At 51.8% G+C, this 25430-nt stretch carries 14 protein-coding genes; 1 reads left to right on the forward strand and 13 read right to left on the reverse strand.

Annotated features, from left to right (window positions below):
* A partial coding sequence (locus AAF564_13795; protein ID MEM8486620.1) for a hypothetical protein occupies positions 1–269 on the forward strand: 269 nt, incomplete at its 5' end.
* Here the strand turns inward: AAF564_13795 and AAF564_13800 are convergent.
* From AAF564_13800 to AAF564_13860, 13 genes are all read right to left on the reverse strand, one after another.
* Entirely contained in the window at positions 231–4574 is a 4344-nt protein-coding gene (locus AAF564_13800; protein ID MEM8486621.1) for a PKD domain-containing protein, read from the reverse strand. The two genes, AAF564_13795 and AAF564_13800, sit on opposite strands and share 39 nt — an antisense overlap.
* 830 nt (positions 4575–5404) lie before the next feature.
* A complete protein-coding gene (locus tag AAF564_13805) occupies positions 5405–8815 on the reverse strand; it encodes an FG-GAP-like repeat-containing protein (protein ID MEM8486622.1) in 3411 nt (1136 codons plus the stop codon).
* 205 nt (positions 8816–9020) lie between these two features.
* Positions 9021–14411, reverse strand: a complete 5391-nt coding sequence (locus AAF564_13810; protein ID MEM8486623.1) for an FG-GAP-like repeat-containing protein — start codon at positions 14409–14411, stop codon at positions 9021–9023.
* A 268-nt stretch (positions 14412–14679) separates the two neighbouring features.
* Positions 14680–16350, reverse strand: a complete 1671-nt coding sequence (gene rny, locus AAF564_13815; protein MEM8486624.1) for a ribonuclease Y — start codon at positions 16348–16350, stop codon at positions 14680–14682.
* 519 nt (positions 16351–16869) lie between these two features.
* Positions 16870–17286, reverse strand: coding sequence for a cell division protein ZapA (locus AAF564_13820; GenBank protein MEM8486625.1), 417 nt, complete (start codon positions 17284–17286; stop codon positions 16870–16872).
* A 12-nt stretch (positions 17287–17298) separates the two neighbouring features.
* Positions 17299–17679, reverse strand: a complete 381-nt coding sequence (locus AAF564_13825) for a hypothetical protein (GenBank protein ID MEM8486626.1) — start codon at positions 17677–17679, stop codon at positions 17299–17301.
* A gap of 158 nt (positions 17680–17837) precedes the next feature.
* Positions 17838–20321 (reverse strand): phenylalanine--tRNA ligase subunit beta, encoded by a 2484-nt coding sequence (gene pheT, locus AAF564_13830; protein MEM8486627.1) that lies wholly within the window; start codon positions 20319–20321, stop codon positions 17838–17840.
* 12 nt (positions 20322–20333) lie between these two features.
* Positions 20334–21341 (reverse strand): phenylalanine--tRNA ligase subunit alpha, encoded by a 1008-nt coding sequence (gene pheS / locus AAF564_13835; GenBank protein ID MEM8486628.1) that lies wholly within the window; start codon positions 21339–21341, stop codon positions 20334–20336.
* A gap of 199 nt (positions 21342–21540) precedes the next feature.
* On the reverse strand, positions 21541–21888 hold the full coding sequence (rplT, locus tag AAF564_13840; protein ID MEM8486629.1) for a 50S ribosomal protein L20: 348 nt from the start codon (positions 21886–21888) through the stop codon (positions 21541–21543).
* A 35-nt stretch (positions 21889–21923) separates the two neighbouring features.
* On the reverse strand, positions 21924–22118 hold the full coding sequence (gene rpmI, locus AAF564_13845; protein ID MEM8486630.1) for a 50S ribosomal protein L35: 195 nt from the start codon (positions 22116–22118) through the stop codon (positions 21924–21926).
* Between the two features lie 248 nt (positions 22119–22366).
* The gene (infC, locus tag AAF564_13850; GenBank protein ID MEM8486631.1) at positions 22367–22924 is read right to left on the reverse strand and encodes a translation initiation factor IF-3; all 558 of its coding nucleotides are present in this window, start codon (positions 22922–22924) and stop codon (positions 22367–22369) included.
* A gap of 179 nt (positions 22925–23103) precedes the next feature.
* Positions 23104–25050 (reverse strand): threonine--tRNA ligase, encoded by a 1947-nt coding sequence (gene thrS / locus AAF564_13855; GenBank protein ID MEM8486632.1) that lies wholly within the window; start codon positions 25048–25050, stop codon positions 23104–23106.
* Between the two features lie 196 nt (positions 25051–25246).
* Positions 25247–25430, reverse strand: a 184-nt coding sequence (locus AAF564_13860) for an integrase core domain-containing protein (GenBank protein MEM8486633.1), incomplete at its 5' end; no start/stop codon positions are given.

Below are 25430 nucleotides of genomic sequence, written 5' to 3' on the forward strand. Positions count from 1 at the left end.
GGGCTGCAAGTAATAACAGAAAAGAAGTAGCTGAGATCCTTATAAGAGAAGGCGCGGATGTCAATGAGGAGAATAATCACGGATATACGACAGCCCGCTTCTGCAACCAATTATTGGCCACTCTCATTTGTATGACGCCGTGCGTTCACGGCCTTGCGCAGAACCATAAAAAAAGAGGAGATGTACGCCAGGGTACACCTCCTCTTTTTACACTAAGCTATGCGTTGATACTACTTCATCAGCACCATGCGCTGGACGGACTCAAATGAGCCGGCTTGCATGCGGTACAGGTAAACGCCGCTTGCAACGGCTGTACCTGCATCGCTGCGGGCATGCCATGTTGCTTCGTACTTACCAGCAGCCATTTGACCGTTGACCAGCGTAGCCACGCGGCGGCCCATCATGTCGTAAACCTCTAGCGACACGTGGGCATCTTCTGGCAAATCAAAAGCGATGACTGTGGAAGGATTGAACGGGTTGGGATAATTCCCTTTCAGCGCAAACTCTTCAGGGATTTCCACTGCTGCCTGTCCGGCATTCCCAAACTGTAAGCGATCGAAACTGCCACCCGCCTTTGCTGTTACAGCAGCACCACGTGGGCTTTCATCCGGACCATCTCCCGTAGGGACAAAGCCTCCGTCCGTTGTCATCAGGATTTTATCCACGTATGCGCCATCTTCCAACATATACAGGTTCAGCGTATGTACACCCGCTGCATCAATGTTGTAGGTGATGGAGCTTGTGTTGCGTGTAAGCTCCTGCCATACCCAGGCATCGGTCACATTCCACCGCGCCCCACGCGATAACGCGTCGATGGCACCATCTACACCAAGGTGCACAGAGTTATCTCCTCCATCATCCGCCCAAACGCGAGCCCAAATGAAGTAGTCACCCGTTGTCGAGAAGTCGATGTCGTACGCAAGTTCGGGCGCAGTGGTCTCGTTGCCTGTAGAAATCTGCGTACCGTTGTCAGGGTCAGCAAACATTGCAGCTGAACCCGTGAAACCATCGAGATCTGTGTTTTCGATCCAGGAATGATCGCTACGGTCGATGCGCTCGTGATAATTTTCAGCCTCCACGACCACCAGTCCAGCTGTTTCAACAAAAGGCCCATCGTCACTGGGTTCGGTGATTTCTACATCTTGCGACAGCGTACCCGTCTGTCCGGTATTGTCCGTAACAGTAAGCACAACCGTGTAGGTGCCGGCAGCCGCAAACGCATGCGTGATCGTCTCCCCTGCCCCTGTGTTGCCATCTCCAAAATCCCAGTCCCAGTCCGTGATACTGCCATCGTCTGAAGAGGCTGAGCCGTCAAAATCTGCATCGAATGTGCCGGCTACTTGTGTCGCCGTGAAACTGGCCACAGGTAACTGGTTTTCTGTAACTTCAACATCCACCGAAGTTGAACCTGTTGCACCCACGTTGTCGGTTACGGTTAGGACCACCGTGTACGTACCAGAAGCTCCATAGGTATGCGATACCGTTTCACCTGCACTACTATTGCCATCGCCAAAGTCCCAATCCCACGCCGTGATACTGCCGTCATCGGTTGAGGCTGAGCCATCAAAATCCACATCCAGCGTGCCGGCTGTTTGTGTACTTGTGAAAGCAGCTACAGGATCGCCATTGGTAACTTCAACATCTGTAGTAAGTGAGCCAGTTGCACCAAGATCGTCCGTGACAGTCAACGTCACACTATACGTACCTGCAGTGGCATACGTATGCGAGATGGTTTCACCTGCACCAGTATTTCCATCGCCAAAATCCCAATCCCACGCGGCGATACTGCCGTCGTCGCTGGACGTAGACCCGTCGAAGTTTACCTCAAGGGTGCCGGCCACCTGGGTGGCGGAAAACGCTGCCGTCGGTGGCGCATTGGGATCAACCACTTCAACGTCTGAGGTTACCGTGTTGGATGCTCCTGCATCATCAGTTACTGTCAGAGAAACTGTGAACGTACCGGGGGCGGCATAGGTATGGACTGCGGTCTCACCCGTGCCCGTGTTTCCGTCGCCAAAATCCCAGTCCCAATCTGTAATTGTACCGTCATCGGTTGAACCCGCGCCGTCAAAATCGACATCCAATGTACCCGAGACTTGTGTTGCAGTAAAGCTTGCAACAGGGTCCTGGTTTTCCACAACGTCGATATCTACTGTGACCGATCCGGTGGCTCCCAGGTTATCGGTCACCGTCAGCATCACGCTGTACGTGCCGGCAGCAGCATAACTGTGCGACACCGTTTCTCCTGACGCTGTATTGCTATCGCCAAAATCCCAATCCCAAGCTGTGATGCTGCCATCATCTGTCGAGGTTGAGCCATCAAAATCTACGTCCAGCGTGCCGGCTGTTTGCACCGTAGTAAAAGCGGCAACAGGCGCATCATTTATGACATCTGTATCAACCGTGACCGTATTGGTTGCGCCCAGATTGTCTGTCACGGTGAGCGATACACTGTACGTGCCGGCGGCTGCGTAGGTATGGGATACTGTTTCGCCAGATCCGGAGTTACCATCTCCAAAGTCCCAGTCCCAGGCAGTAATGCTTCCGTCATCAGTTGACGACGCAGCATCAAAATCCACATCGAGCGTACCTGTGACCTGCAATGCAGAGAAGGCAGCTACGGGATCTTCGTTTACAACGTCAACATCTTGCGTAGTAGTGTTGGTGGCGCCGAGATTATCCGTCACGGTCAACGAAACGCTATACGTACCAACAGCATCGTAACTATGCGTAGCCGTTTCACCACTTCCCGTGTTGCCATCTCCAAAGTCCCAGTCCCATGCTGCGAGACTACCGTCATCGCTAGACGATGTCGCATCAAAATCCACATCCAGCGTGCCGGCAACCGGATTTGCTGAAAAAACAGCTATGGGGTCTTCATTTACCACATCAACATCTTGCGTGATGGTGTTGGTCGCCCCAAGGTTATCAGTCACTGTAAGGGATACACTGTAGGTGCCGGCAGTGGCATACGTGTGCGAGGCCGTTTCACCTGCACCTGTGTTGCCATCGCCGAAGTCCCAGTCCCAGGCCGTGATGCTACCGTCGTCGCTGGATGATGCGGCATCAAAGTCTACATCGAGCGTGCCGGCGACCTGGGTCGGGGTAAAAGCAGCAACAGGATCTTCGTTTACAATCTCCACATCCTGGATAATGGAATCGCTTGCGCCTTCGTCATCAGTTACCGTCAACGTTACGCTGTAGGTACCTGTGGCCAGATAGGTATGCGAGACTATTTCACCGATGCCGGTATTGCCATCGTCGAAGTCCCAATCCCAGGTAACGATACTGCCATCGTCCGTGGATGCAGCGGCATCAAAATCAACGTCGAGTGTGCCCGCCACAGGCGTCGCCACAAAGAGAGGTACGGGCAGTGGATTGCCCACGTCAATGGTTTCTGTAATCGAATCCGTAGCGCCCAGTTCATCGGTCACTGTGAGGGTGACATCGTAAGTGCCAATCGCAGCAAATGTATGGGTAACAAATTCACCTGAGCCGGTATTGCCATCACCAAAATCCCAATCCCAACTACTGATGGTACCGTCATCGGTAGAACCCGAGCCATCAAAGTCGAGGGTCAGGTCATCCTCGGCAAAGGTAAAAACAGCTGAAGGGTCACTCGAAAACTCGTAGATGTAGGCTGCTGTCATATCGGTATCGGTAAATGCCTCACCAGGTGCGCCTGATATAACATTACCACCTGTTATGTCAACGGCAGAACCAAATCGATCTTGTCCTTCACGATCACTGGCACGAAGTTCTGCAATCTGTGTCCACGTGCCATTTTGTAATTCAAAAACAAATGCAGCTCCGGCGCTCAACAAATCTCCAGACCCAGCATTTTGTGCACCAGAAATCACGCGATCTCCTGAAAGAGAAACCCGACGGCCAAACGTTTCAGCATCCTCATCACTTGTTGCCGTGAGAATGGCTGTTTGATTCCAACTTGCTCCATCAAAATCAAAAACGAACGCCTTGTTCGTGCTTGCTGAAGCAACACGATCTCCTTCGAGATCTACATCTTGGCCGAAAATTTTTTCAGAAGTTAACGGTAAAATTTTTGTCTTCTCAACCCAAATGCCATTCTCCAACTCAAAGATATAAATTCCACCACCGCCCCCAACAGCAATTCGGTCTTCCCAAACGCTTACAGAATTACCGAACCGATCTTCTGCTTGTATGTCAGAAGATTGGAGCTTTGTAGTTTCTGTCCATACGCCATTGATCAGTTCAAATACGTAGGCAGCACCGGCGTCATTTCCTCCAGTATCTTCGCGACGTGCTCCTACTACAATCCGGTCTCCATACACTGAAGAAGACTGCCCGAAGTTATCGCCCGTTTGTAGGTCAGAAGACTCCAATTTGGCTATCTCATCCCATACATCCCCTACTTTATCGTAAACGTACACGGCTCCTTCGTTGCTGCCGTGGTATCGAGAATTGATCACCGCTCGTGTGCCGTGTAGCGACATCTTTCCGCCAAAGTCATCCCCCTGTCCAATATCTGAGGGCTGCACTCGCGTTATGAACGTCCATGCACCATCAATGCGTTCATATAGATATGCGGCCCCCATATTGTCCTCATGTGCAGCACCTACGACTGCGACTTCTTCACTGATTCGGACTTCGATACCAAACCAGGAATTGGGCTCAGCGGTATCAGGAGCGTCTAAGATTGTCTCTACTTGAGCAAATCCTGTTGTCCCTCCTCCAAAAAACAGAAAGATTAAAGTAAACGCGAAGGAGACTATTCGTGGAGTCTTGAAAGGACTTAAAAAGGTAGAAATTAGTCTTCTCGTACTTGGGCCATTTTCATTGGATTGGTTTTTCAAATTTTTCTTGAGAAAACCCAATGAGCGATGCTTCTGCGCATCACAGTGAGTCATTACCATGGTTATTCCATCCTGTTAGAGTAAGCAAAACTTTCTCCAGTAGCGGATGACCACGTATTGCGCGGGCAATTGCAGCTATCTGGAGAAAAATGCAGAGACGGCACCACGTCTGATTAGCTATGTGCGAATCAGTACAGCGTTCTGCGTTGAATTTTGCTAAGAATGGAGTTTTGCTAAGAATGGAGTTTTGCTAAGAATGGAATATGGATACCTTAGGTATATGGCATCCTGCGCCCTGCAGTGATTTCGTCGAATCTCTCATACAGGCGTGTTAGCAAGAGTGGAATAAAGAGGTGTGACCCGCCTAAAGAGGCTAAGCTATAATAAAGACTATATCAATGAAAAAATCGATTATTAACCACTTGATACCCTCAATTTTGGCATAAGATTTCGACTGTGCATGCGTCAAAAAAGATAGGGTGACGCGCCATTTCTTGAAGGGATGTGTTAAGTAAAAAAGGAGATGCACGCGTTCGTGCACCTCCTTTTTTGCATCAATTTATGCGATGATGTTACTTCATCAGCACCATGCGCTGGACGGACTCAAACGAGCCGGCCTGCATGCGGTACAGGTAAACGCCACTCGCAACCGATGCGCCGGCGTCGCTGCGGGCGTTCCAGGTTGCTTCGTAGCGGCCAGCAGCCATCTGGCCATTAACCAGCGTAGCCACACGGCGGCCCATCAGGTCGTATACCTCAAGGCGTACGTCTGAGGCTTCCGGCACGTCAAACCGAATCGTTGTCGTTGGATTGAACGGGTTCGGGTAGTTCGATTCGAGTGCAAACTCAGTCGGCAATCCTGCGGTCAGCGCAAGCTGATCAGCGCCGCTACGGGCTGCTGAAGGCGCTGCACTACAGGCAAACCCTGGGTCGCTGTTTGCACCTGGATCGTAGGTCAACGTAGCATGTGTCACGTTGTCTACGCAAACGCTAATCGTCTGCGGGCGCACGGTAATGGCGTCAGACATCAACATGGCTTCACCACTTGCGTTGGTGTCCTGCGTATCAGCGCCGCTCACGTCATCGCTGAACGTACCCGATACCGTTGCCGTCTCAACAGGATTACCATTCTCATCAACAATAGTAATCACTGCTTCAACATGGCCCGTACCGCCGCCACGTACAACAGAAGTTGTGATGCTTTCGATGTGCATCGTGCCTGCCGTTGTACCGTCGGTTACAGTTACCGACTGGCTGGTTGCGCCTGTTGCGCCGGCGTCGTCCGTTACAGTCAGCGCCACCGTATAGGTGCCGGCTGCAGCGTAGGTGTGATCTGGGTTCTGTCCAGTAGACGAATTGCCATCACCAAAGTCCCAGCTCCAGCTTACAACGCTGCCGTCGCTATCGCTACTGCCATCAGTAAAGCTTACATCCAGATCTGTAGCTGCGAACGTAAATGCTGCTACTGGTGCGTCGTTGCCACCACCACCATCGGTTGTTGCTTCACCCGTGAGTGAAACAGACTGTGATGGATTGCTGCCCGTGTGCGTTACGTCGAGTTGTGCAGTGCGGATATCAGCACCACCGGTTCCGCCACTTTCTGATTCAATCTCGATTGCCGCGATGATAGGCGGACGGTTGTTGCCGCCCAGCGGGAAGTCGATGTCAAGGTTGTTATCACCAGCGGTTACAACAAACTCTTTCATTGTACCTACTTCGCAACCTACCTCAGCAAACGGGTCGTATTCTTCCAGCACTGTGGTACCTTCGATTACGACATCGAAAATGTGGCTACCGTTCTGGCAACGGATAATTTCAGCAAAGAACAAACGAATGGTCAGTTCATCGCCGGCGGTTACAGGGAAATCCCACTCCATAACCGGATCCGCTTTTGCTGCATCGATACGCACAGTCTGGAACAGTGCCTCTGGCGTGCCGGCAGGTACCGAGCTGTCCAGCGTGATTGCACTGGTTGTAGACTGCGTAGCGGTAGCTGACTCGTTTACATAAGCAGACGGATTGGTGTCCGAATCTTCTTCCCAATCCGAAACAAGGTCTCCACCCGCATTCACACGGTAGATCACATCCCCCATCAACGGCGCAGCTGCTGCGCTTGGGGTGAAGGTCACATCAAACGTGCTTGAACCGCCGGCAGGAATCATCACTGATCCACCAAAAGTATCGCTGAAATCAACCGCGTCAGCGCCACTGATTGATACACCCGTAACGTCGAGTGCTGCGGTGCCTGTATTGCTCAGTGTAATGGCAGCAGGTGCAGACGTGGTGCCTTCTTCCTGCTGACCGAAGTCAATGCTACCTGGCGTTACAACCAGCGTACCACTGCCACCACCGCCGTTAGGTTCGGTGACTGTGATCATCTGGTTAACGCCTACATTTGTCAGGATCTGCACTTCGCCTGAAGGCCAGGAAATTTTCAGCTCGTCGATGTTCGTTGCGCTGCCCAACCCAAAATGAACAACCAGTTCATCCTGTGAGTGCGCGCTTGCACCGCCGTTGATCTGGCGCATCCGTGTTGTGCCACCCGTTGTGGCTTCTAGCAGCGTACCAATTGCAGAGCGGTTGCTCACGGTAGCTTCAAGATCAACCTGCAGCCAGTTGCCCTGGCCAGTGGTTACGTTCTCAAAAAGAATGATGCGGTCATTCAGGTTTACCTGTACAATGTCCATGTCGCCGTCGCGGTCATAGTCGGCGATAGCCGTGCCGCGTGCCGGGAACTGGGTTGGGAATCCTGAAGAGGCCGTTACGTCGGCAAAGGTACCGTCGCCATTGTTGTGGAATACAGACTTCACTGCATTGTTCGGCGCAATGGTACCCACAAAAAGATCTTCAAAACCATCCTGGTCGAGGTCAACAAAGTTCACACCCCAAGAGGAGAAGCTCTCAACGCCGGCTGCCGGCGCTGCGTTTTCTGACCATGTACCATCTGGATTACCCAGGTACAACGGGTTGCCTTCAGCAACCGGCTCGTTGCCCGGATCGGGCAGGTCAGACAGGTAAATATCCCAGTCGCCATCCAGGTCGATGTCAGCTACAGCTGTACCCATGCCGGCACCTGAGTCGTCACCAAAACCTGGCATGGTATCACCAAACTCGGTGAAGGTACCGTCGCCATTGTTCTGATAGATCAGGTCGTGGTGAAAAGGAGAAAAATCGTGTACGTTTACTACGTAAAGGTCAGGATCAATATCGCCCGGCGTAAGAAGCCCACCAAAGAAGGCGAGTGAAGGGCGCCAGTCGTCTGTGTCTCCTGTGTCTACCCCACTTGCAACCGTCACGTCGGTAAAGGTGCCGTCACAGTTGTTTTTGTAGAGGAAGTTTTTATTTGAGCTGGTGCCGGCTTCGTCCCAGTCCATATTACCGACAAAAAGGTCGATACAGCTGTCGCGGTCATAGTCGAGCCATGCGCCGGTATAGCTTGCGTAGCCGGGGAGTGCACCCAATGCTGGTGATGCGAGGTTGTCCACGCCGGCTGCTGCAGCTACGTCGATGAACAGTGGCTGTCCGGGAAGCAACTGGTTACCATTCTCTACCCACTGGTTTTGCAGCAAGTGGTTTGCACCACCATCCGCTACATCTGGCGTGAGGTTGGCAACGGTGATGTAGATATCCTGGTCCCCATCGTTGTCGTAATCAGCAAACATGGCGCTGGTTGGCTCACCGATAAGGCCAGCCGGCAGCAGGTCATCCTGATTAGAAAAAGTACCGTTACCTTCGTTGCGGTACAGATGTGAAGGCAGGCTCGAACCGTTGGCTACAAAAAGATCTGGAAATCCGTCGTTGTCATAATCGATCCAAATGGCGCCCAAACCATGGGCAGAAGAAGAGTTGAAGTTATCCGATCCGATACCGGCGGCAACTGCAACTTCATTGAGCTGGATTTGCGCAACGCTTTGCTGCGCAGGCCAGGCTCCTATCAGTACACCTAGAAAAAGGTACCAATAGGATGGTCTGAAGTTAAGCATAAAACTTACCTGGAAATGTTTGCTTGCAGTGATCAAAAGGGGGCATGGAGAGGCGGTAAGAGGGGCGAGCCATACGACTACCAAAAGCCGTTGCCTTCGGGAGACAACGGCTGTTGGTACTGGTATTTCAATAAACTGGTGAACAAGGCATAGCAAACGACGCATCGTTTGCTATGCCTTGCTCGGATTTGGGTGTATTACCCGGTTACTTCATTAACACCATGCGTTTTACTGCTTCGAAAGAACCAGCTTGCAGGCGGTACAGGTATACCCCACTCGCAACAGGTGCGCCGGAGTCGCTGCGTGCGTTCCACGTCGCTTCATAACGGCCGGCACCCAGTTGTCCGTTCACCAGTGTTGCAATCCGGCGCCCCATCATGTCATACACTTCCAGTTTCACGCTGGAGGCTTCAGGAACATCGTATTTGATTGTCGTCGTTGGATTGAACGGGTTAGGGTAGTTTGATTCGAGTGCATACTCGGTTGGCAGATCCACAACTGCTGTTTCTTCGCCAAACACGAGGCCATCAAGGCCACGGTTTGCTTCAGAAATAGGTGCAGAAGCCTGTGGGCTTTCAGCTGGGCCTTCACCTGTTGGCGTAAAGCCGGCATCTGTCGTCATGACAATTTTGTCAACCGACGTACCATCTTCGCGCATCCACAGGTTGAAGGTGTGGCTTCCTGCCGTAGAAATGGTCTGCTCGAGCGTGTTGCCACCACGGGCAAGTCTCAACCATACCCATTCGGAGAGATCTGGCGACTGGATGCCTTTAGACTGTCCGTCAATAGCGCCATCCACACCTACGTGTACGGAGTTGCTACCGGCGTCCGGTGCCCACATCCGGACCCAGATGATGTAATCGCCTGTGGTTGATATATCCAGATCGTAAGAAAGCTCAGGACTTGTGGTGGTAACATCGCTGTCGATGATGATACCATCGTCTGGGCTTGCAATCATGGCGCTTGCGCCGCTAAAGCCGGCGTCGTCCGTGCTTGCCGCCCAGGTCTGACCACTCCGGTCGATCTGCGTGTGGAAGTTTTCTGCTTCCATAACCACCATACCATCAGCCTCGATAAAGGCGCCGCCGGCGTTTGGATCCGTGAGTGTAACCGAAGCGCTCGCGCTACCGGTTGCACCGCCGTCATCGGTAACCGTCAATGCAACGGTATACGTGCCATACGCAGCATAGGTATGAACAGGATTCTGATCGGTTGACGTGTTGCCGTCACCAAAGTCCCAGCTCCAGCTAGCGATCGTTCCATCGCTGTCCGTGCTGCCATCCGTAAAGGTCACTTCGAGATCATTCTCGGCAGAAGTAAAGCTTGCTGTTGGTACAGCATTGCCATCACTTACCGTAACATCCTGTGAGCTTGAACCGGTTGCACCCAGATCATCCGTTACCGTCAGAGACACCGTATAGGTACCGCTGGCTGCGTACGTGATGTCAGGATTTTGTCCGGTTGACGTGTTGCCGTCACCGAAGTCCCAGCTCCAGCTCACAATAGAGCCATCGCTATCGGTACTTGCGTCTGTGAAGCTGACATCCAGATCCGTTGCAGCAAACGTAAAGTCTGCTACAGGTGAATCATTGCCACCCACTGTTGTGGCCTCACCCGTCAGAGAAACGGTGAGTGACGGGTTGGTACCCGTGTGTGTGATGTCGAGCTGGGCATTGCGGATATCGCTGCCACCTGTTCCACTTTCTGACTCGATTTCGATTGCAGAAATGGTTGGTGGGCGGTTGTTGCCACCCAGGGCAAAGTCGATATCGAGGTTGCTGTCGCCGGCTGTTACCACAAACTCTTTCATGGTACCGGTCTCACAACCTACATCGTTGAACACGTCGTATTCATCGAGTACAGTGTTGCCTTCGATGGTTACGTCGAATACATGGCCACCAGACTGACAGCGTACAATCTCTGCGAAGAACAGACGGATGGTCAGTTCATCACCAGAAGTCACAGGGAAGTCCCACTCCATGTTTGGCGCTGCTTTGGCGGCATCCGTACGTGAAGATTGGAACAGCTCCATCGGCGTACCAGCCGGCACTGTACCATCCAATGTAATGGTTGATGCCGTTGTCTGAATAGCGGTTGCCGTTTCGTTGACATAGGCAGAAGGATTACCAGCGTTGTCTTCTTCCCAATCGCCATTCAAATCCCCCCCAACATTGACCCGGTAGATAACGGTGGCAGCAAGTGGTGCTGCAGCAGCGTTCGGGCTGAAGGTTGTGTTGAACGTGGTTGACCCGCCACCAGGAATGGTTACCGGCCCAAAGAAGTCTGTGCTGAAATCAGCTGCATCAACACCGCTCACGCTTACGTCGGTTACGTCCAAAGCGTCCGTGCCGTCGTTTGTGAGGGTAACCAGTGAGCCGGCTGAAGCCGTACCAATATCCTGCTGTCCGAAGTCGATGCTTGTAGGATCAGCAGAAAGGATCATGGTACCACCTGTGCCGCCATCTTCAACAATCAATACGCGCTGGTTGTGGCCGAGGCTATTGATCGTCTGAACGGTACCCGAAGGCCACGTGATGGTCAGGCTGGAAACAGTGCTGTTGCCGAGGCCAAAATAGGCACCCAGGTCATCACCGCCACCGAGGCTTGAGCCACTGCGTGTTTCGAAATACTGTGTACCGCCGTCGGTCATCTGCAATTCAAGGCGTGCGCCGATTCCATCGCGGTTACTCGTGGTACCTTCGAGGTCGACGATCAGCCAGTTGTTGAAATTGCTGTTGTCATTGCGGAAGAGCTTGGATGCGCCGGCGTAGTTGACCAGGAACATGTCCGGGTCGCCGTCAGCATCGTAATCAGCATAAACGCTGGTCCGCGTTCTGAGCGGGTCGTTCATGCCGCCGCTTTCGCTGGACGTATTGGTGAACGTACCGTCTCCGTTGTTCACCCAGAGCTCAGACTCAACATCTACATCGTTGTTTACCTCACCAGCAGCCAGGTAGAGATCCTGCCAGCCATCAAGGTCATAGTCGAAGAAGTTTGCACCCCAGGACCATGCTGCAGAGTGTACGCCGGCTGCTGTGGTAACTTCAGCGAAGACGCCGTTGTCGTTACGCAGTAAAACGGTACCTGCGCGGCCTTTTTCGCCCGGAGGCACAGAGCCGTCAGCGCCGTTGTCTGAGTAGAAGAAGTCCATGTCACCATCACGGTCGTAGTCGCCTACGGCGATACCCATACCATTCTGGCACCAGTCTGCTGAAACAGATTCAGCAACCTGGGTGAAGGTCCAATCGGTTACCCCGTCTGTACCACCGTCGTTTCTCCACAACCGCATGGTATCGGTGCTTTCAAACGGACAGTCGTTAATTTTATACAGATCGAGGTCGCCGTCGTTGTCGTAGTCGGTCCATGCACCAATGAAACTGTGGCCTACACGATCGCCACCTAACATGGAATCAGATACGTCAGTGAATGTACCGTCGCCGTTGTTGTGATACAGGTAATCCTGTGCCTGTGTGGCATCATCAGGAATGCCGGCATCTGCCATTGGCTCGTGATGGCTCACAAACAGATCGAGGAAACCGTCGCCGTCGTAGTCACCCCAGGAAGCCGAAGTACCACGGCGTGCGCCATTTGTACCGAGGCCTGAACCCGCAGTAATGTCGGTAAACGTGCCGTCGCCGTTGTTCTCAAAAAATACGTCTTCTTTGGAGTTGGAGAGGTACATGTCTTTGTCGCCGTCGTTGTCGTAGTCAGCTACAGCAACGCCAGAGCCATCGTGCGAAGCATCAGCAACGCCGGCAGCTGCGGCAACGTCGGTGAACGTACCACCATTGTTCTGGAACAGGCGGTTTGCACCGGTTCGCATGGTCATATAGAGATCCTGGTCACCGTCGTTGTCGTAGTCGAACCACGCTGCACCAGAGCCGATACCCATGTCAGTGAGCGCGCCACCATCATGGATAACAGAAACACCCGCGGCAGCAGATACCTCGGTGAACAGGTCACCAGGAGCAGTTGTCTGCTCGGTTACGGCGATCATCTGGTTGACGCCAACGTTTGTCAGCGTCTGTACAATACCTGAAGGCCAGGAAATTGTGAGCTGATCGACGTTGGTTGCACTACCAAGACCAAAGTGAACCATCAGGTCGTCCTGTGAGTGTGCACTTGCACCACCATTCACCTGGCGCATCCGGGTAACACCACCAATGGTTGCTTCTACGAGCGTACCGATTGCTGAGCGGTTACTAACCGTTGCATTGAGATCAATTTCCAGCCAGTTGTCGGATGTGCTGGTTACGTTCTCATACAGATCGATGCTTCCGTTGAGATTCACCTGCACAATATCAATATCATCGTCACGGTCAAAATCTGCTGCGGCCGTACCGCGCGCTTCGTGGCCGGTTACAAAACCGGAGCCAGACGTTACGTCCGAGAACGTACCATCACCATCATTGCGATAAATCGTCTGAATTTGTGTATCTGGGGCGATCGTACCTACAAAGAGGTCTTCAAAACCATCCAGGTCAAGATCGGTGAAGTTCGCCCCCCAGGAAGGACCGCTTGCAACGCCGGCAGTTGGACCTGCGTTTTCGCTCCAGGTACCATCTGGCTGGCCGAGATACAGCGTGTTACCTTCCATAACAGGCTCAACAGGCGGTGCAGGCAAGTCTGTAATGTAGATGTCCCAGTCACCATCGAGGTCGATATCACCAACAGCCGTTCCCATGCCAGCGCCCGAGTCATCGCCAAAGGTAGGCATGGTACCGCTGAATTCTGTGAACGTACCGTCCCCATTGTTTTCATAAATGAGGTCGTGATGGTAAGGAGAAGCGTCGTGTACGTTTACCACGTACAGGTCTGGATCGATATCACCAGGCGTCAGCAAACCGCCGAAAAACGCCAGCGTTGGACGATAATCGTCATCATCACCAGTATCAACGCCACTTGAAACGGTTACGTCGGTGAAGGTACCGTCGCAATTGTTTTTGTAGAGTTGGTTTGCGTTGGTATTCACCCCGCCCTGGTCCCAAACCATGTTGGCCACGTAGAGGTCAACACAACCGTCGCGGTCATAATCGAGCCATCCGCCGGAGTATGACTTGTAGCCTGGGTTGGTACCAAAAGGTACAGCCGGCAGGTTATCTACGCCGGCAGCCGCTGCTACGTCAATAAAGAGAGGTGTACTGAGGGCGTTTCCGTTCTCTACCCACTGGTTTTGGAGGAGAATATTTGCTCCGCCGTCCGGTGAAAAAAGATCGCCAGAGCCAACAGCGATATAAATGTCCTGGTCACCATCGTTGTCATAATCAGCAAACATGGTGCTGGTCATTTCAACGCCGGGCAATACGGGTAGCAGATTGTCTGCATCGGTGAAGGTACCATTGCCTTCGTTGTGATACAGATGTGCTGGCAGTCCTGAACCGTTGCTTGCAAAAATGTCAGGAAAACCATCGTTATCGTAATCTACCCAGATTACGCCCAGTCCGTGCCGGGACGAACTGTCATATGAATCGGAACCTACGCCGGCCGAGACGCCGATTTCGTTAAACGAAATCTGCGCCGTCGCTTGTGTAAACGGCATAGCCCCAATCACTATGCATAACCATACATAGTGTTGAAACTTTTTGAGTTGATGCATCGAGCTCACCTAGTAAAAAACTTGCAGTTGATCATTAGGGGGGCAAAACTAAGAGCGGGCGCTGACGGAAGGACAGCTGGTGGGGAGCGTGCAGGGTCGGACCTGCAAGATGGGGGAATCAGGACTCGTATAGAACGGAATGCTTATGAATCTACAATAATCCGCTCGTAGCGAGAGGGGGGGAACTTTGGCGTGGATATTTGTAGGGTGATAGGCAAACTGGAGTAATCCTTTCTCGCGAAAGGATTGAAATCTGCCTATTTTTCGGCTATTTAGCGTATGATACCGAGCGAACTTCGCGGATAACCGTTACCTTCACCTGCCCCGGGTATTGCATCTCGTTCTGTATTTTTTTCGAGATATCTACCGCAAGGATTTCGGCTGATGCATCCGAGATCACATCATGGTTCACAAGCACGCGAATTTCCCGGCCGGCCTGGATCGCGTACACCCGCTCAACGCCATCAAATGCGCGCGCGAGGTCTTCCAGCTTTTCAAGCCGCTTGATATACGACTCAAGCGCTTCGCGGCGGGCGCCCGGGCGGGCACCGGAAATCGCATCAGCGGCCTGCACAACGGGGGCAATCATGCAGTTCATCTCGATTTCGTCGTGGTGGGCGCCAACAGCATTGCACACATCCTCATGCTCCTTGAACTTGCGGCACAAATCCATGCCAACAATAGCGTGGGGATGCTCAATTTCTTCTTCAACCACCTTCCCGATGTCATGCAACAGGCCGGCACGCGTGGCTAACATCGTATTGAGGTTCAACTCTGCTGCCATCATAGAGGCAATACGGGCCGTTTCGATGGAATGGGAAAGCAGATTTTGGCCGTAACTTGTGCGATACCGCATCCGACCTACCAAACGAATGAGTTCGGGGTGCATGCCGTGCAAGTTAAGGTCGATAACGGTCCGTTCACCAATTTCAATCAACTCATCCTCTATTTCGAGTCGCACTTTCTCAACCACTTCCTCGATACGCGCAGGATGGATTCGGCCGTCTTGTACGAGCTGAATTAGAGCCAAACGGGCAACTTCCCGACGCACCGGGTCAAACCCTGAAAGGATTACTGCTTCTGGGGTATCATCTACAATAACCTCAATACCCGTGGTCGCTTCAAAAGCACGAATATTTCGGCCTTCCCGGCCAATAATGCGGCCTTTCATTTCATCCGATTGGATGTTGACCACAGAAACTGTGTTTTCGATCGCATGGGAAGCTGCAGTCCGCTGAATAGCGGTGAGAATGATTTTTCTGGCTTCCCGGTTGGCTTTGAGTTTGGCTTCGTCGCGAATTTCTTTCACCATCGAAGCAGCTTCAAGCTTTACTTCTTCGAGGTACTGCTCCAGCATGGCCTGCCGGGCATCTTCCGCAGACATGCCTGTAATGGATTCAAGCTTACGGAGTTGCTGTTCGAGAATGCTGTCCAGGCGATCTTTGCCGGCCTGCACTTTCGCATTGGCATCTTCCGATTCCGCTTTCAGCTGGCGGGCTTCGTCCTGGCGCTTTTTGATGTCTTCATGTAAAAGGGCAGACCGCCGGCGAAGCTTTTCGGCTTCAACCTGGCTCTGGCGTACCTCTTTTCTCATTACATCCAGCATATCCGTAGCTTTCAGCGAGATCTTTTCGCGTTCAGCCAGGCGCTGGGCACGGCGGGATAGTTTTTCTTGTCGCTGCTCAATTTTTTCTTTTGAGCGGCGGAGGGCACGTCTGGCTTCTCTTTTCTCCTGCTCGAACGTTTCTACACGTTCATTTATATCAGACTCAAGCCGATCAAGTTGCTCGTAACGCGCGCGTTTTTCAACATCAACTTCGGTGAGTAAGCGCTGCGACTCAAGCTGCGCCTGTTGCGAGTTACGGGATACAACAAATCTGCTGAGAACAATGCCTAAAACAAGGGCAACTAATGCCACGGCAACCGTAATTGGATCCATAGCTTCCTTACTTTATCTATAAAAATGCCCCGGTGGGCTCCACATGCTGCGGACCACACCGGGGCATCGCTATAAAAGCATGTACTAACCCGAGTTGGAGATATGAAGAACTTCTTCACACACATTTGGGGCGCCGCTCAAATTCTTTCTTCTTCCACGGCTCCCCGATCACTCGAAGATGATCCCGTAGCAAGTACGAGACTATGGCCTGTAGTCAGAATTTGAAGTGTGGCTCCCTATTGAACGTAATTGTAAAGTTCTTATACGTGCAAAACGGGCCAGTACGCTTGCCCTATATGGGGCAAGTATCGTTTATATCCTGCGACACCTTAGCAGTTCCACACAAAAGCTGCAGGATTTACGTTGCTATCCGGTATGTTGAACCTAAACAATCGAAAAAAAATCAAAAAAACCAGTCCTTCGCCGAAGAACTGGTGCCCACGCAAGCATTGCGGGTAAATTTTGAATGGATAGCCTTGCTTTTGCCTCAGAATTTACAATTTCATTGAGCCGGCAACATCAGGATTTCTTTTTGCGCGCACCCGCTTTTGGCTTCGCTGTTTTTTTCGAAGCAGCACCGTTACCGGCCTTATCGGCAGTTTTTTCAGCCGTTTCCTCGATTGTTTTTGCTGTAGCCTTATTGCCGGATTCTGCGTCGAGCACAAAAGAGAGCTTGTCTGTCAACACAACCAGTTCTTCATCTGTATCAGCAATAATTTTATCCTGCTGATCTCGCGCGGTGTGCAATTCTTCTGCAATAGACAATGCAGCTATCACTGCTGTTGTGATTTCCGGCTGCTTGGGAAAGGCGGTACGAAACGCCGTCATTTTATCGTCAACATATGCGGCGATTTCTTTTGTCATCGCCTCATCTTCCTCATTTACACGTAAGGTGTACTCGCGCCCCATTACCCGGACGCTAATCGACTTTTCCATGTGTTTACTTGCCTACTCCAGCGGGTCCTTGTTATCAAGGTAGTTGTCGATAGACTGAATAAACCCTTCAACTTTGCGCTTGAGCGCTTCGGGGTCTGTATCCAGTAGCAAAAGGCCCGCCTCATCTCCCCCATGGGAAGCCGGCGTTGACTCCAGGGTCGCTATACGCTCTTGTAATGCATCGTTTTCCTCGCGCAACCTGACCAATTCATTGGCTGCACGCTCCACATGATCACGCAACTTCCGCAACGCACGCGTACCTTTCAAACCCGTACCACCAGGAGACGCTGCAGGCTGAGGTTTTGACTCAGCTGGTGTTTCCGCAGCAGCTTCCACAGCAGCTTCCTCAGCATCAGGGGCTTCTTCGTTTTCTTTATTTTCAGCAGCTTCCATGAATGAAGGCCATCAGATTCGATTGAATGTACCGTGCATTTATCCGCATTACCTTTCGGCGCTGATAAAAACAAACAGTATAAATCAAAGGAGATTACAGAAAAATGTATGTGGCGTCAAGCAAGGCTTAACTCCTTGTTTACACTCAATATAACAATCTATTGACGAAGTTCAGCACCGAAGCCATCATTTAGCGCTTTTATCACGGCTTTCACCTTCGCATCCACCTCTTTATCCTTGAGTGTCCGGTGTGCGCCAAAGCGCAATCCGAAGGCCACGCTTTTCTTGTCAGCAGCCACACGTTCCCCCTGGTAGACATCAAAAACTGATACTTCCTGCAAGAGATTTCCGCCGGCACGGCTTATTGCTTCACTCAAGCCACCCACATCCTGGTCACGATTCACAATCACCGCCAGGTCGCGGTCTACAGCGGGGAATCGGCTGATCTTTACATACTTCGGGCTCAATTTGCCGGCAGACATTTTGAACAATACATCCCAGTTGATTTCGGCAAAGTATACAGGCGTCTTTAATCCATATGCCTCTTGCTGCTCAGCAGATAACCGGGCGATTACCCCCACGCGCTTCCCATTTCGGGCCAACGTTAAGTGGTAGGCTGTAACCGGACTGGCGCTATAATTCGCCTCTCCTGTTATACCAGAAACGCCCATTGCAGCCAGCAATGCGAAAACTTCGCCTTTTAAATCGTGGAACGTACCGTCACGTGCCTCAGCATCCCAGTTTGCACCCTGCGCCAGGCCGCTCATCACCATAAGGAGTGACGTCTGCTCAGCGTAGCCGGCAACAACCGCCCCTTTTTTGTCCCCCTTTTTGAATACGTGACCGAACTCCATAAAGCGCAACACCCGCTGGCCATGGTTCTGGTTGTACGCCATTACGGTCAACAAACCGGGAAGCATACTCGGACGCAACGCAGCCATCTCCTGCGAAATCGGCTTCAGCGTGTACACCACATCCCCCTCCTGGCCAGTAAGAATGGGCACATTAAACAATTCAGCAACTTCCTTGCGGACCATGCTGTTGGTGAACGTTTCCCGGTACCCCAGCCCAGCCAATACGCCCCGTACGTTACCACGCAGCGTGGTATTCTTTACAACATGCGGTGTTATGCTCGGTATTGCAGTCTGTGCGGGCTCTGGCACACTGTTGTATCCGTAGAGTCGTGCTACTTCTTCGATAATGTCGATTTCGCGCGCAACATCCGGACGGAAACTCGGCACAGTGCAGGTGTAAGTGCGCGCATTCCCCGAGCCGGCCACCTCTACGCCAAAGCCGATAGCCTTAAGCAAGCGTTCAATTTCTTCTGCTGCAATTTCGTGCCCGATAATTTGTCCAACGCGTTTGTGACGCAGCGAAACCACTGGCATTTCAACGGGTGCCGGGTGTGCATCTACCATACCGTCAACGATGGTCCCGTCGCCCAGCGCAGCAATCAGCTCTGCGGCACGGCGCGCAGCCCATACCTGTCCATCTGAATCCACGCCGCGTTCAAAGCGATATGAGGCATCCGTTTGCAGACCAAGTGCTTTGGCCGTTCGGCGGATGGTAGACGGGTCAAAATACGCGCTTTCGATCAGCACGTTGACTGTTTCGTCTGTTACCTCAGAATTTTGTCCACCCATTACACCGGCAACAGCTACTGACCGGTCACCATCACAGATCATCAAGGTTTGATCTGGCAGTTCGCGTTCTTTGTCATCGAGTGTGGTGAATTTCTCCTTTTTGCCGGCATAGCGAACAATGATTTTTTTGCCGGCAATCTGGTCGTAGTCAAATGCGTGCAATGGCTGGCCACATTCAAACATCACGTAGTTGGTGATATCAACGACATTGTTACGTGGGCGTAAACCGATCGCAAGCAACCGTTGCTTCAACCATGCTGGTGATTCCTTGATGGTCACACCACGAACAACCATGGCAACATAACGCGGACAAGCCTCCGGTGCCTCAATGGTTACCTCTACCTGGTCTGCAGCAGCACCCCCGGCTTCAGGCAGCGCAAGCACAGGCTTTTTCAAGGGCGTATCCACAAGTGCTGCAATATCACGTGCCGCGCCAATGTGGCTGATGGCATCCGGACGGTTAGGTGTGATTGCAATATCAATCACATGGTCCTGGTGCACTACATTACGGGCAGCAAGATAGGCTACGAAATCCTCTCCAATGGTTGCAGCTTCATCCAGCACCATGATGCCGGCGTGATCACCAGACAACCCCAACTCATCCTCAGCGCAAATCATCCCCTGCGACAGTTCACCGCGGATTTTTGATTTTTTGATTTTGATCGCCACCTTTTCACCGGGATTGTCGCGATCGGGTAGCATGAGCGTTGTGCCAATAGTAGCAACGGGCACCGTTTGGCCGGCCGCCACATTAGGCGCCCCACATACGATGTGCAGCAACTCCTCAGCACCCACATCAACAGTACAGACGCGTAGCCTGTCGGCATTCGGATGTTGCTCAGCTGTTGCGACACGGCCAACCACAACGCCTTCCAGCGAAGCACCTTCTACGATGATCTCTTCCACTTCCAGGCCGCTCATCGTCAACATCTCTCCCAGCGCTTCCGGATCGAGGTTGTGATCGACGTAATCTTTGAGCCAGTTATAACTAATTTTCATCTGGTTTGACGCTTAAAACTGTTCCAGGAAGCGAATATCGTTTTCGTAGAAAATGCGCAGGTCATCAATGCCATACCGTAACATTGCAATGCGCTCTACGCCCATACCGAAGGCATAGCCTGTGTACTTTTCAGGATCCACATCCACAGCTTCCAACACGTTGGGATCTACCATGCCGCAGCCAAGGATTTCGAGCCAGCGCCCACCACCAGGCAATGACGCATCAGCCATCCAGATGTCCATTTCTGCGCTTGGCTCAGTAAACGGAAAGAAGCTGGGGCGAAACCGCGTGACCACGTCTTCTCCGAAAATGGCGCGGGCAAACATGTGCAACACCTGCTTGAGGTCTGCTAACGTGACGCCCACATCTACATAGAGGCCTTCTACCTGGTGAAACACGCAGTACGACTTGTAGGAAATCGACTCGTTGCGATACACGCGCCCCGGCACGATGACGCGCACGGGTGGCGGTTGCGACTTCATTACGCGGATCTGAACAGGCGACGTATGGGTGCGAAGCACAACGGCTTCCTGGTCAGGTGTAGTTTCGCGGATGAAGAACGTATCCTGCATATCCCGAGCCGGGTGATCCGGCGGGAAGTTGAGCGCAGTAAAGTTGTGCCAGTCGTCTTCAACTTCGGGTCCTTCGGCAATCGTGAACCCGTAGCTTGTAAAAATGCGCTGGATCTCTTCGAAGGTTTGGGTAAGCGGGTGCAGCGAGCCAACAAGCGGCGTCCGGCCCGGGAGTGTAATGTCGATGTCTCCTTGCTTGAAACCAGCGGCTTTTTTGGCCTGCTGCGCGCCTTCAAGCCGGCGCTCAGCCAGCTGTTTGAGCGCGTTGATGTGCTGACCAAACGCAGGGCGCTCAGCAGAAGGCACATCTTTCAGTTGCTTGAACAGATCGGTGATGCGGCCACTTTTACGGCCGAGATAATTGACGCGAAAAAGCTCCAACGCTTCTTCTGAGTCGATGCTGGCAGTTTCAATTTCCTGGCGTATTTGATCTACAAGGTCTAACATGGTCCGATTAACGGGGTCAGTTAAAGATGGACGCATAGTGCGCAAAATGGCACACCACACGAGGGTAGAAAAAACAAAAAAATCCCGCCTCACCTGTTAACAGGGACGGGATTTTCATCTACTCGCTGAGTAACCGATCAGCCCCCTGGTCAACAGGCAATTGGCGTGATCGTAAAAAATCGATATTGAATCGGGTTACTCATTTTGAAATTGTTTTCACAACTTGGGTGAACGCCGCAGGATCGTGTACGGCAAGATCAGCCAGTACTTTACGATTCAGGCGAACGTCAGACTTACGGAGCGCGCCGACCATACGTGAGTAAGTGGTATCATTAAGGCGTGCTGCAGCATTGATACGCGTAATCCAAAGCCGGCGAAACTGACGTTTGCGCTGACGACGGTCACGGTAAGAATACATAAGTGCTTTTTCGACTGCATTCTTGGCAACCGTGTACACTTTACTCCGGCGACCCCAGTATCCTTTGGCAAGGTTCAGGATCCGTTTCCGGCGTTTCCGTGAAGCCACTCTATTTTTTGCTCGAGGCATAGCTTCCTGTCTCTTCTAAATTCGATGGTTTAAACTTAACCAGAAATCATGCGCTTCATCCGAGGCTCGTCACAGGTAGCAACGAGGGTCTTCTTGCGCAGATTGCGTTTCCGCTTCTGGGATTTTTTTGTCAGAATGTGGCTGGAGAAAGCTTTCTCGCGCTTGAGCCGGCCTGAACCGGTTACTTTAAAACGCTTTTTCGCGCCACTATTGGATTTCATTTTTGGCATAACGTACGTCACCTCTGGGAGCAGTGCTGCTCAACGGGGTTCATCCCCAAAAAAGTCGACACTATACGCACGCAGTCTCCAATACGTTTCCGCCTTTTGTTAAGAAACGCCCAATTGTCTGGTTTTTTGAACCAAAAGTTACGGGGCAAACCCTGAAGGGCCGCCCCGTTATATCCTTTAGCAGGTATCAAAAGTCGCGTGCGCTTTTAGACGTGCCTGGCGCAAACAACGCTTTTGATCTAAACTGCCTATTTCTTCTTTTTCTGCGGAGACATGATCAACGTCATGCGCCGCCCCTCCATTCTTGGCCCCTGATCTACTTTACCAACCTCTTCGAGGGCCTGGATAAAGCGTTTCAGAAGCTGTGCGCCGTGGTCTTTGTACAAGATATCGCGGCCGCGAAACTGCACCCATGCTTTCACCATGTTTCCGTCAGACAGAAACTGGCGTGCATGTTTAACCTTAAACTCGAAGTCGTGCGTATCCGTACGCGGACGGAAACGAATCTCTTTGAGTGAGACCGTCTGGGTCTTTTTTCGCGCTTCTTTGTCTTTCTTCTGCTGTTCGTACTTGTATTTTCCGTAGTCAATAATCTTGCAGACCGGCGGCTCCGCGTTCGGAGAAATTTCTACCAGATCAAGATCATAACCTTCAGCAAGGGCCAATGCTTCTTCCAGGGTGTAAATACCATGTTTTCCACCCGGATCAACCACGCGCACTTTAGATGCCCTGATTTGCGTGTTTATTCGTACTCTTTGTTTTGCGATGACTTTTCTGAATTTGTTGCTGTTAATAACTAATTGCACCTGTTCGGCTGGTGCAAAGTAAGCCTTTTATTAAAAAAAGTGAAGAAATAATGTCACGCTGTCAATTCAGACCGGTTCCATCGTGATTGCCGGGTGTCGAATGCCGAAGGCCGATTTGCTGTGCAACATCACAACATATCGATCATGAATCAACGTGCATCAATCACCAATCGGGTTACCTAGTCGCCAATCGCCTCATCAATCTCCGCCTGAATCCGTTCGATAAACGCATCCAATGACACTGTTTCCTGCGCCCCTTTTCCATGCTGGCGAACCGCTACTGTGTTTTCTTCCAGTTCGCGCTTTCCGAGGACGAGCATATAAGGCGTTTTCTGGGTTTCTGCATCCCTGATTTTACGACCAATTTTTTCGTTGCGGAAATCGCATTCAGTCCGCAAGCCGGCTTTCATAAGCTTGCTCTTGATGGTTTCGGCATAGTCGAACAGATCTTGAGCAATAGGAAGCACAGTCACCTGTACCGGCGAGAGCCATGTCGGAAAGTTGCCACCGCAATGCTCAATCAGCACTCCAATAAACCGCTCTAGTGAACCCAATGCCGCGCGGTGAATCATTACAGGCCGGTGCTTTTCATTGTCTTCGCCAATGTAGGTCAAGTCAAAGCGCTCGGGCAAATTATAGTCCAATTGAACGGTGCCCAACTGCCAATCACGGCCCAGTGCATCTTTAACCATGAAATCTAGCTTGGGGCCGTAAAATGCAGCTTCCCCTTCTTCTTCGGTTATGTCTAGTCCCATTTCCACTGCTGCTTCCCTGATGGCCTGCTCTGCCTGATCCCACAGGGCATCATCTCCGGTATACTTCTCTTTGTTATTAGGGTCACGCAGGGACACCTGGGCTTTGTATGAATCGAAGCCAAGCGCAGTAAAGAGCGACAGAGTCAGCTCAATTGCATCTTTAAACTCTGCTTTCACCTGATCTGGCCGACAGAAGAGGTGCGAATCATCGATAGTAAACCCACGCACACGCGTCAGCCCGCCCATCTCACCAGACTGCTCGTAACGGTATACCTGCCCAAACTCCGTCAAGCGCACCGGTAATTCGCGGTATGAACGCAGCCGATCGCCGTAAATCATGACGTGATGTGGGCAGTTCATCGGCTTGAGGAGGTAACCTTCGTTGGCCTCCTCATCTTCAATCATTGGTGGAAACTGGCTATCTTTGTAGTAGGGATAGTGGCCACTGGTTTTGTACAGCTCAAGCCGGCCAATATGTGGCGTAATTACAGTCTGGTATCCGCGCGCCACCTGCTTTTTCTTCAGGAAATCAACCAGCGTATCGCGAAGCAAAGCTCCCTTTGGGAGCCACAGCGGCAGGCCTGGACCTACCTTCTGACTGAACTTGAACAACTCCAGTTCACGGCCAAGTTTTCGGTGATCGCGTTGACGCGCCATTTCGAGACGCTCCAGGTATTCATCAAGTTCTTTCTTCTTGGGAAAGGTGATTCCATAGAGGCGGGTCAACTGCGGCCGATCGCTATCGCCACGCCAGTATGCGCCGGCAATGTTCAGAATCTTTGGGTTTTTGATAACTCCGGTGGCAGGGATATGCGGGCCACGACAGAGGTCTGTAAAATCACCTTGCTCGTAGAACGTAATATCACCGTCAAGTTCATCGATCAGCTCGAGCTTGTACTCATCACCTTTCTCTTTGAAGTAGGCAATCGCCTCTTCTTTTGACACATCACGACGGGTAAACGGCACATTCCGCTTAGCCAGTTCGCGCATTTTGTTTTCGATGTCCGTAAGATCTTCCTGTGAAAGCTTACGATCACCAAGATCTACATCGTAATAGAAGCCTTTTTCAATCGCAGGACCAATACCAAACTTGACACCCGGATAGAGCGCTTCAAGCGCTTCAGCTAACAAGTGTGCGGAGGAGTGCCAGTATGCCTTTTTACCGTCTTCTTCATTCCATGTAAGAATTGCAACAGTAGCATCGGTAGTAATGGGCCGTCCCAGGTCCCATACTTCGTCATTCACGCGCGCAGCAAGTGCCTCGCGTGCGAGCCGGCCTGAGATGCCGGCCGCTATTTCAGCCGCAGTTACACCGACTGCTTTCTGATGTACCGATCCGTCCGGTAACGTAATGTTGATTTGCTCCGCCATGTAGCGTGTTCTTCTATTACAATTAAGCGTATTAAAGGAAGCTCATGCTAACCCTTCAGGCTGTTTTTCGTTTCGTTTAGCATAGCAAGCGCAATTGACCCCGTAGAACCCTGGACAGCGCGTTGGGTTAGCCGGAGTGAGGAGTGAGGAGTGAGGAGTGAGGAGTGGTCAAGTCCTGAAATAGGTTGACAATGAATTAGTGTATAGTTTGTGATTTAAGCCCAGTTCGGTAGACCTGGTCGGGTTTCCGATAGCCGAGTGTTGTATGTGGACGTTCGTGATTATAGAGCCAGACTGCCTCTCGTAATGCCTGGCGTACTTGCTTGAGGTTGATAAAGCAACCATCAAGTCCATATTCCAGTTTGAGTATGCCATTGACC

The sequence above is a fragment of the Bacteroidota bacterium genome (assembly GCA_039111535.1).
Taxonomy (GTDB): Bacteria; Bacteroidota; Rhodothermia; order Rhodothermales; family JAHQVL01; genus JBCCIM01.

Coding starts and splice junctions, on each gene's coding strand:
- AAF564_13800 (MEM8486621.1), bottom strand. CDS start 4,574: ATGGGGGCCGCATATCTATATGAACGCATTGATGGTGCATGGACGTTC.
- AAF564_13805 (MEM8486622.1), bottom strand. CDS start 8,815: ATGCTTAACTTCAGACCATCCTATTGGTACCTTTTTCTAGGTGTACTG.
- AAF564_13810 (MEM8486623.1), bottom strand. CDS start 14,411: ATGCATCAACTCAAAAAGTTTCAACACTATGTATGGTTATGCATAGTG.
- rny (MEM8486624.1), bottom strand. CDS start 16,350: ATGGATCCAATTACGGTTGCCGTGGCATTAGTTGCCCTTGTTTTAGGC.
- AAF564_13820 (MEM8486625.1), bottom strand. CDS start 17,286: ATGGAAAAGTCGATTAGCGTCCGGGTAATGGGGCGCGAGTACACCTTA.
- AAF564_13825 (MEM8486626.1), bottom strand. CDS start 17,679: ATGGAAGCTGCTGAAAATAAAGAAAACGAAGAAGCCCCTGATGCTGAG.
- pheT (MEM8486627.1), bottom strand. CDS start 20,321: ATGAAAATTAGTTATAACTGGCTCAAAGATTACGTCGATCACAACCTC.
- pheS (MEM8486628.1), bottom strand. CDS start 21,341: ATGTTAGACCTTGTAGATCAAATACGCCAGGAAATTGAAACTGCCAGC.
- rplT (MEM8486629.1), bottom strand. CDS start 21,888: ATGCCTCGAGCAAAAAATAGAGTGGCTTCACGGAAACGCCGGAAACGG.
- rpmI (MEM8486630.1), bottom strand. CDS start 22,118: ATGCCAAAAATGAAATCCAATAGTGGCGCGAAAAAGCGTTTTAAAGTA.
- thrS (MEM8486632.1), bottom strand. CDS start 25,050: ATGGCGGAGCAAATCAACATTACGTTACCGGACGGATCGGTACATCAG.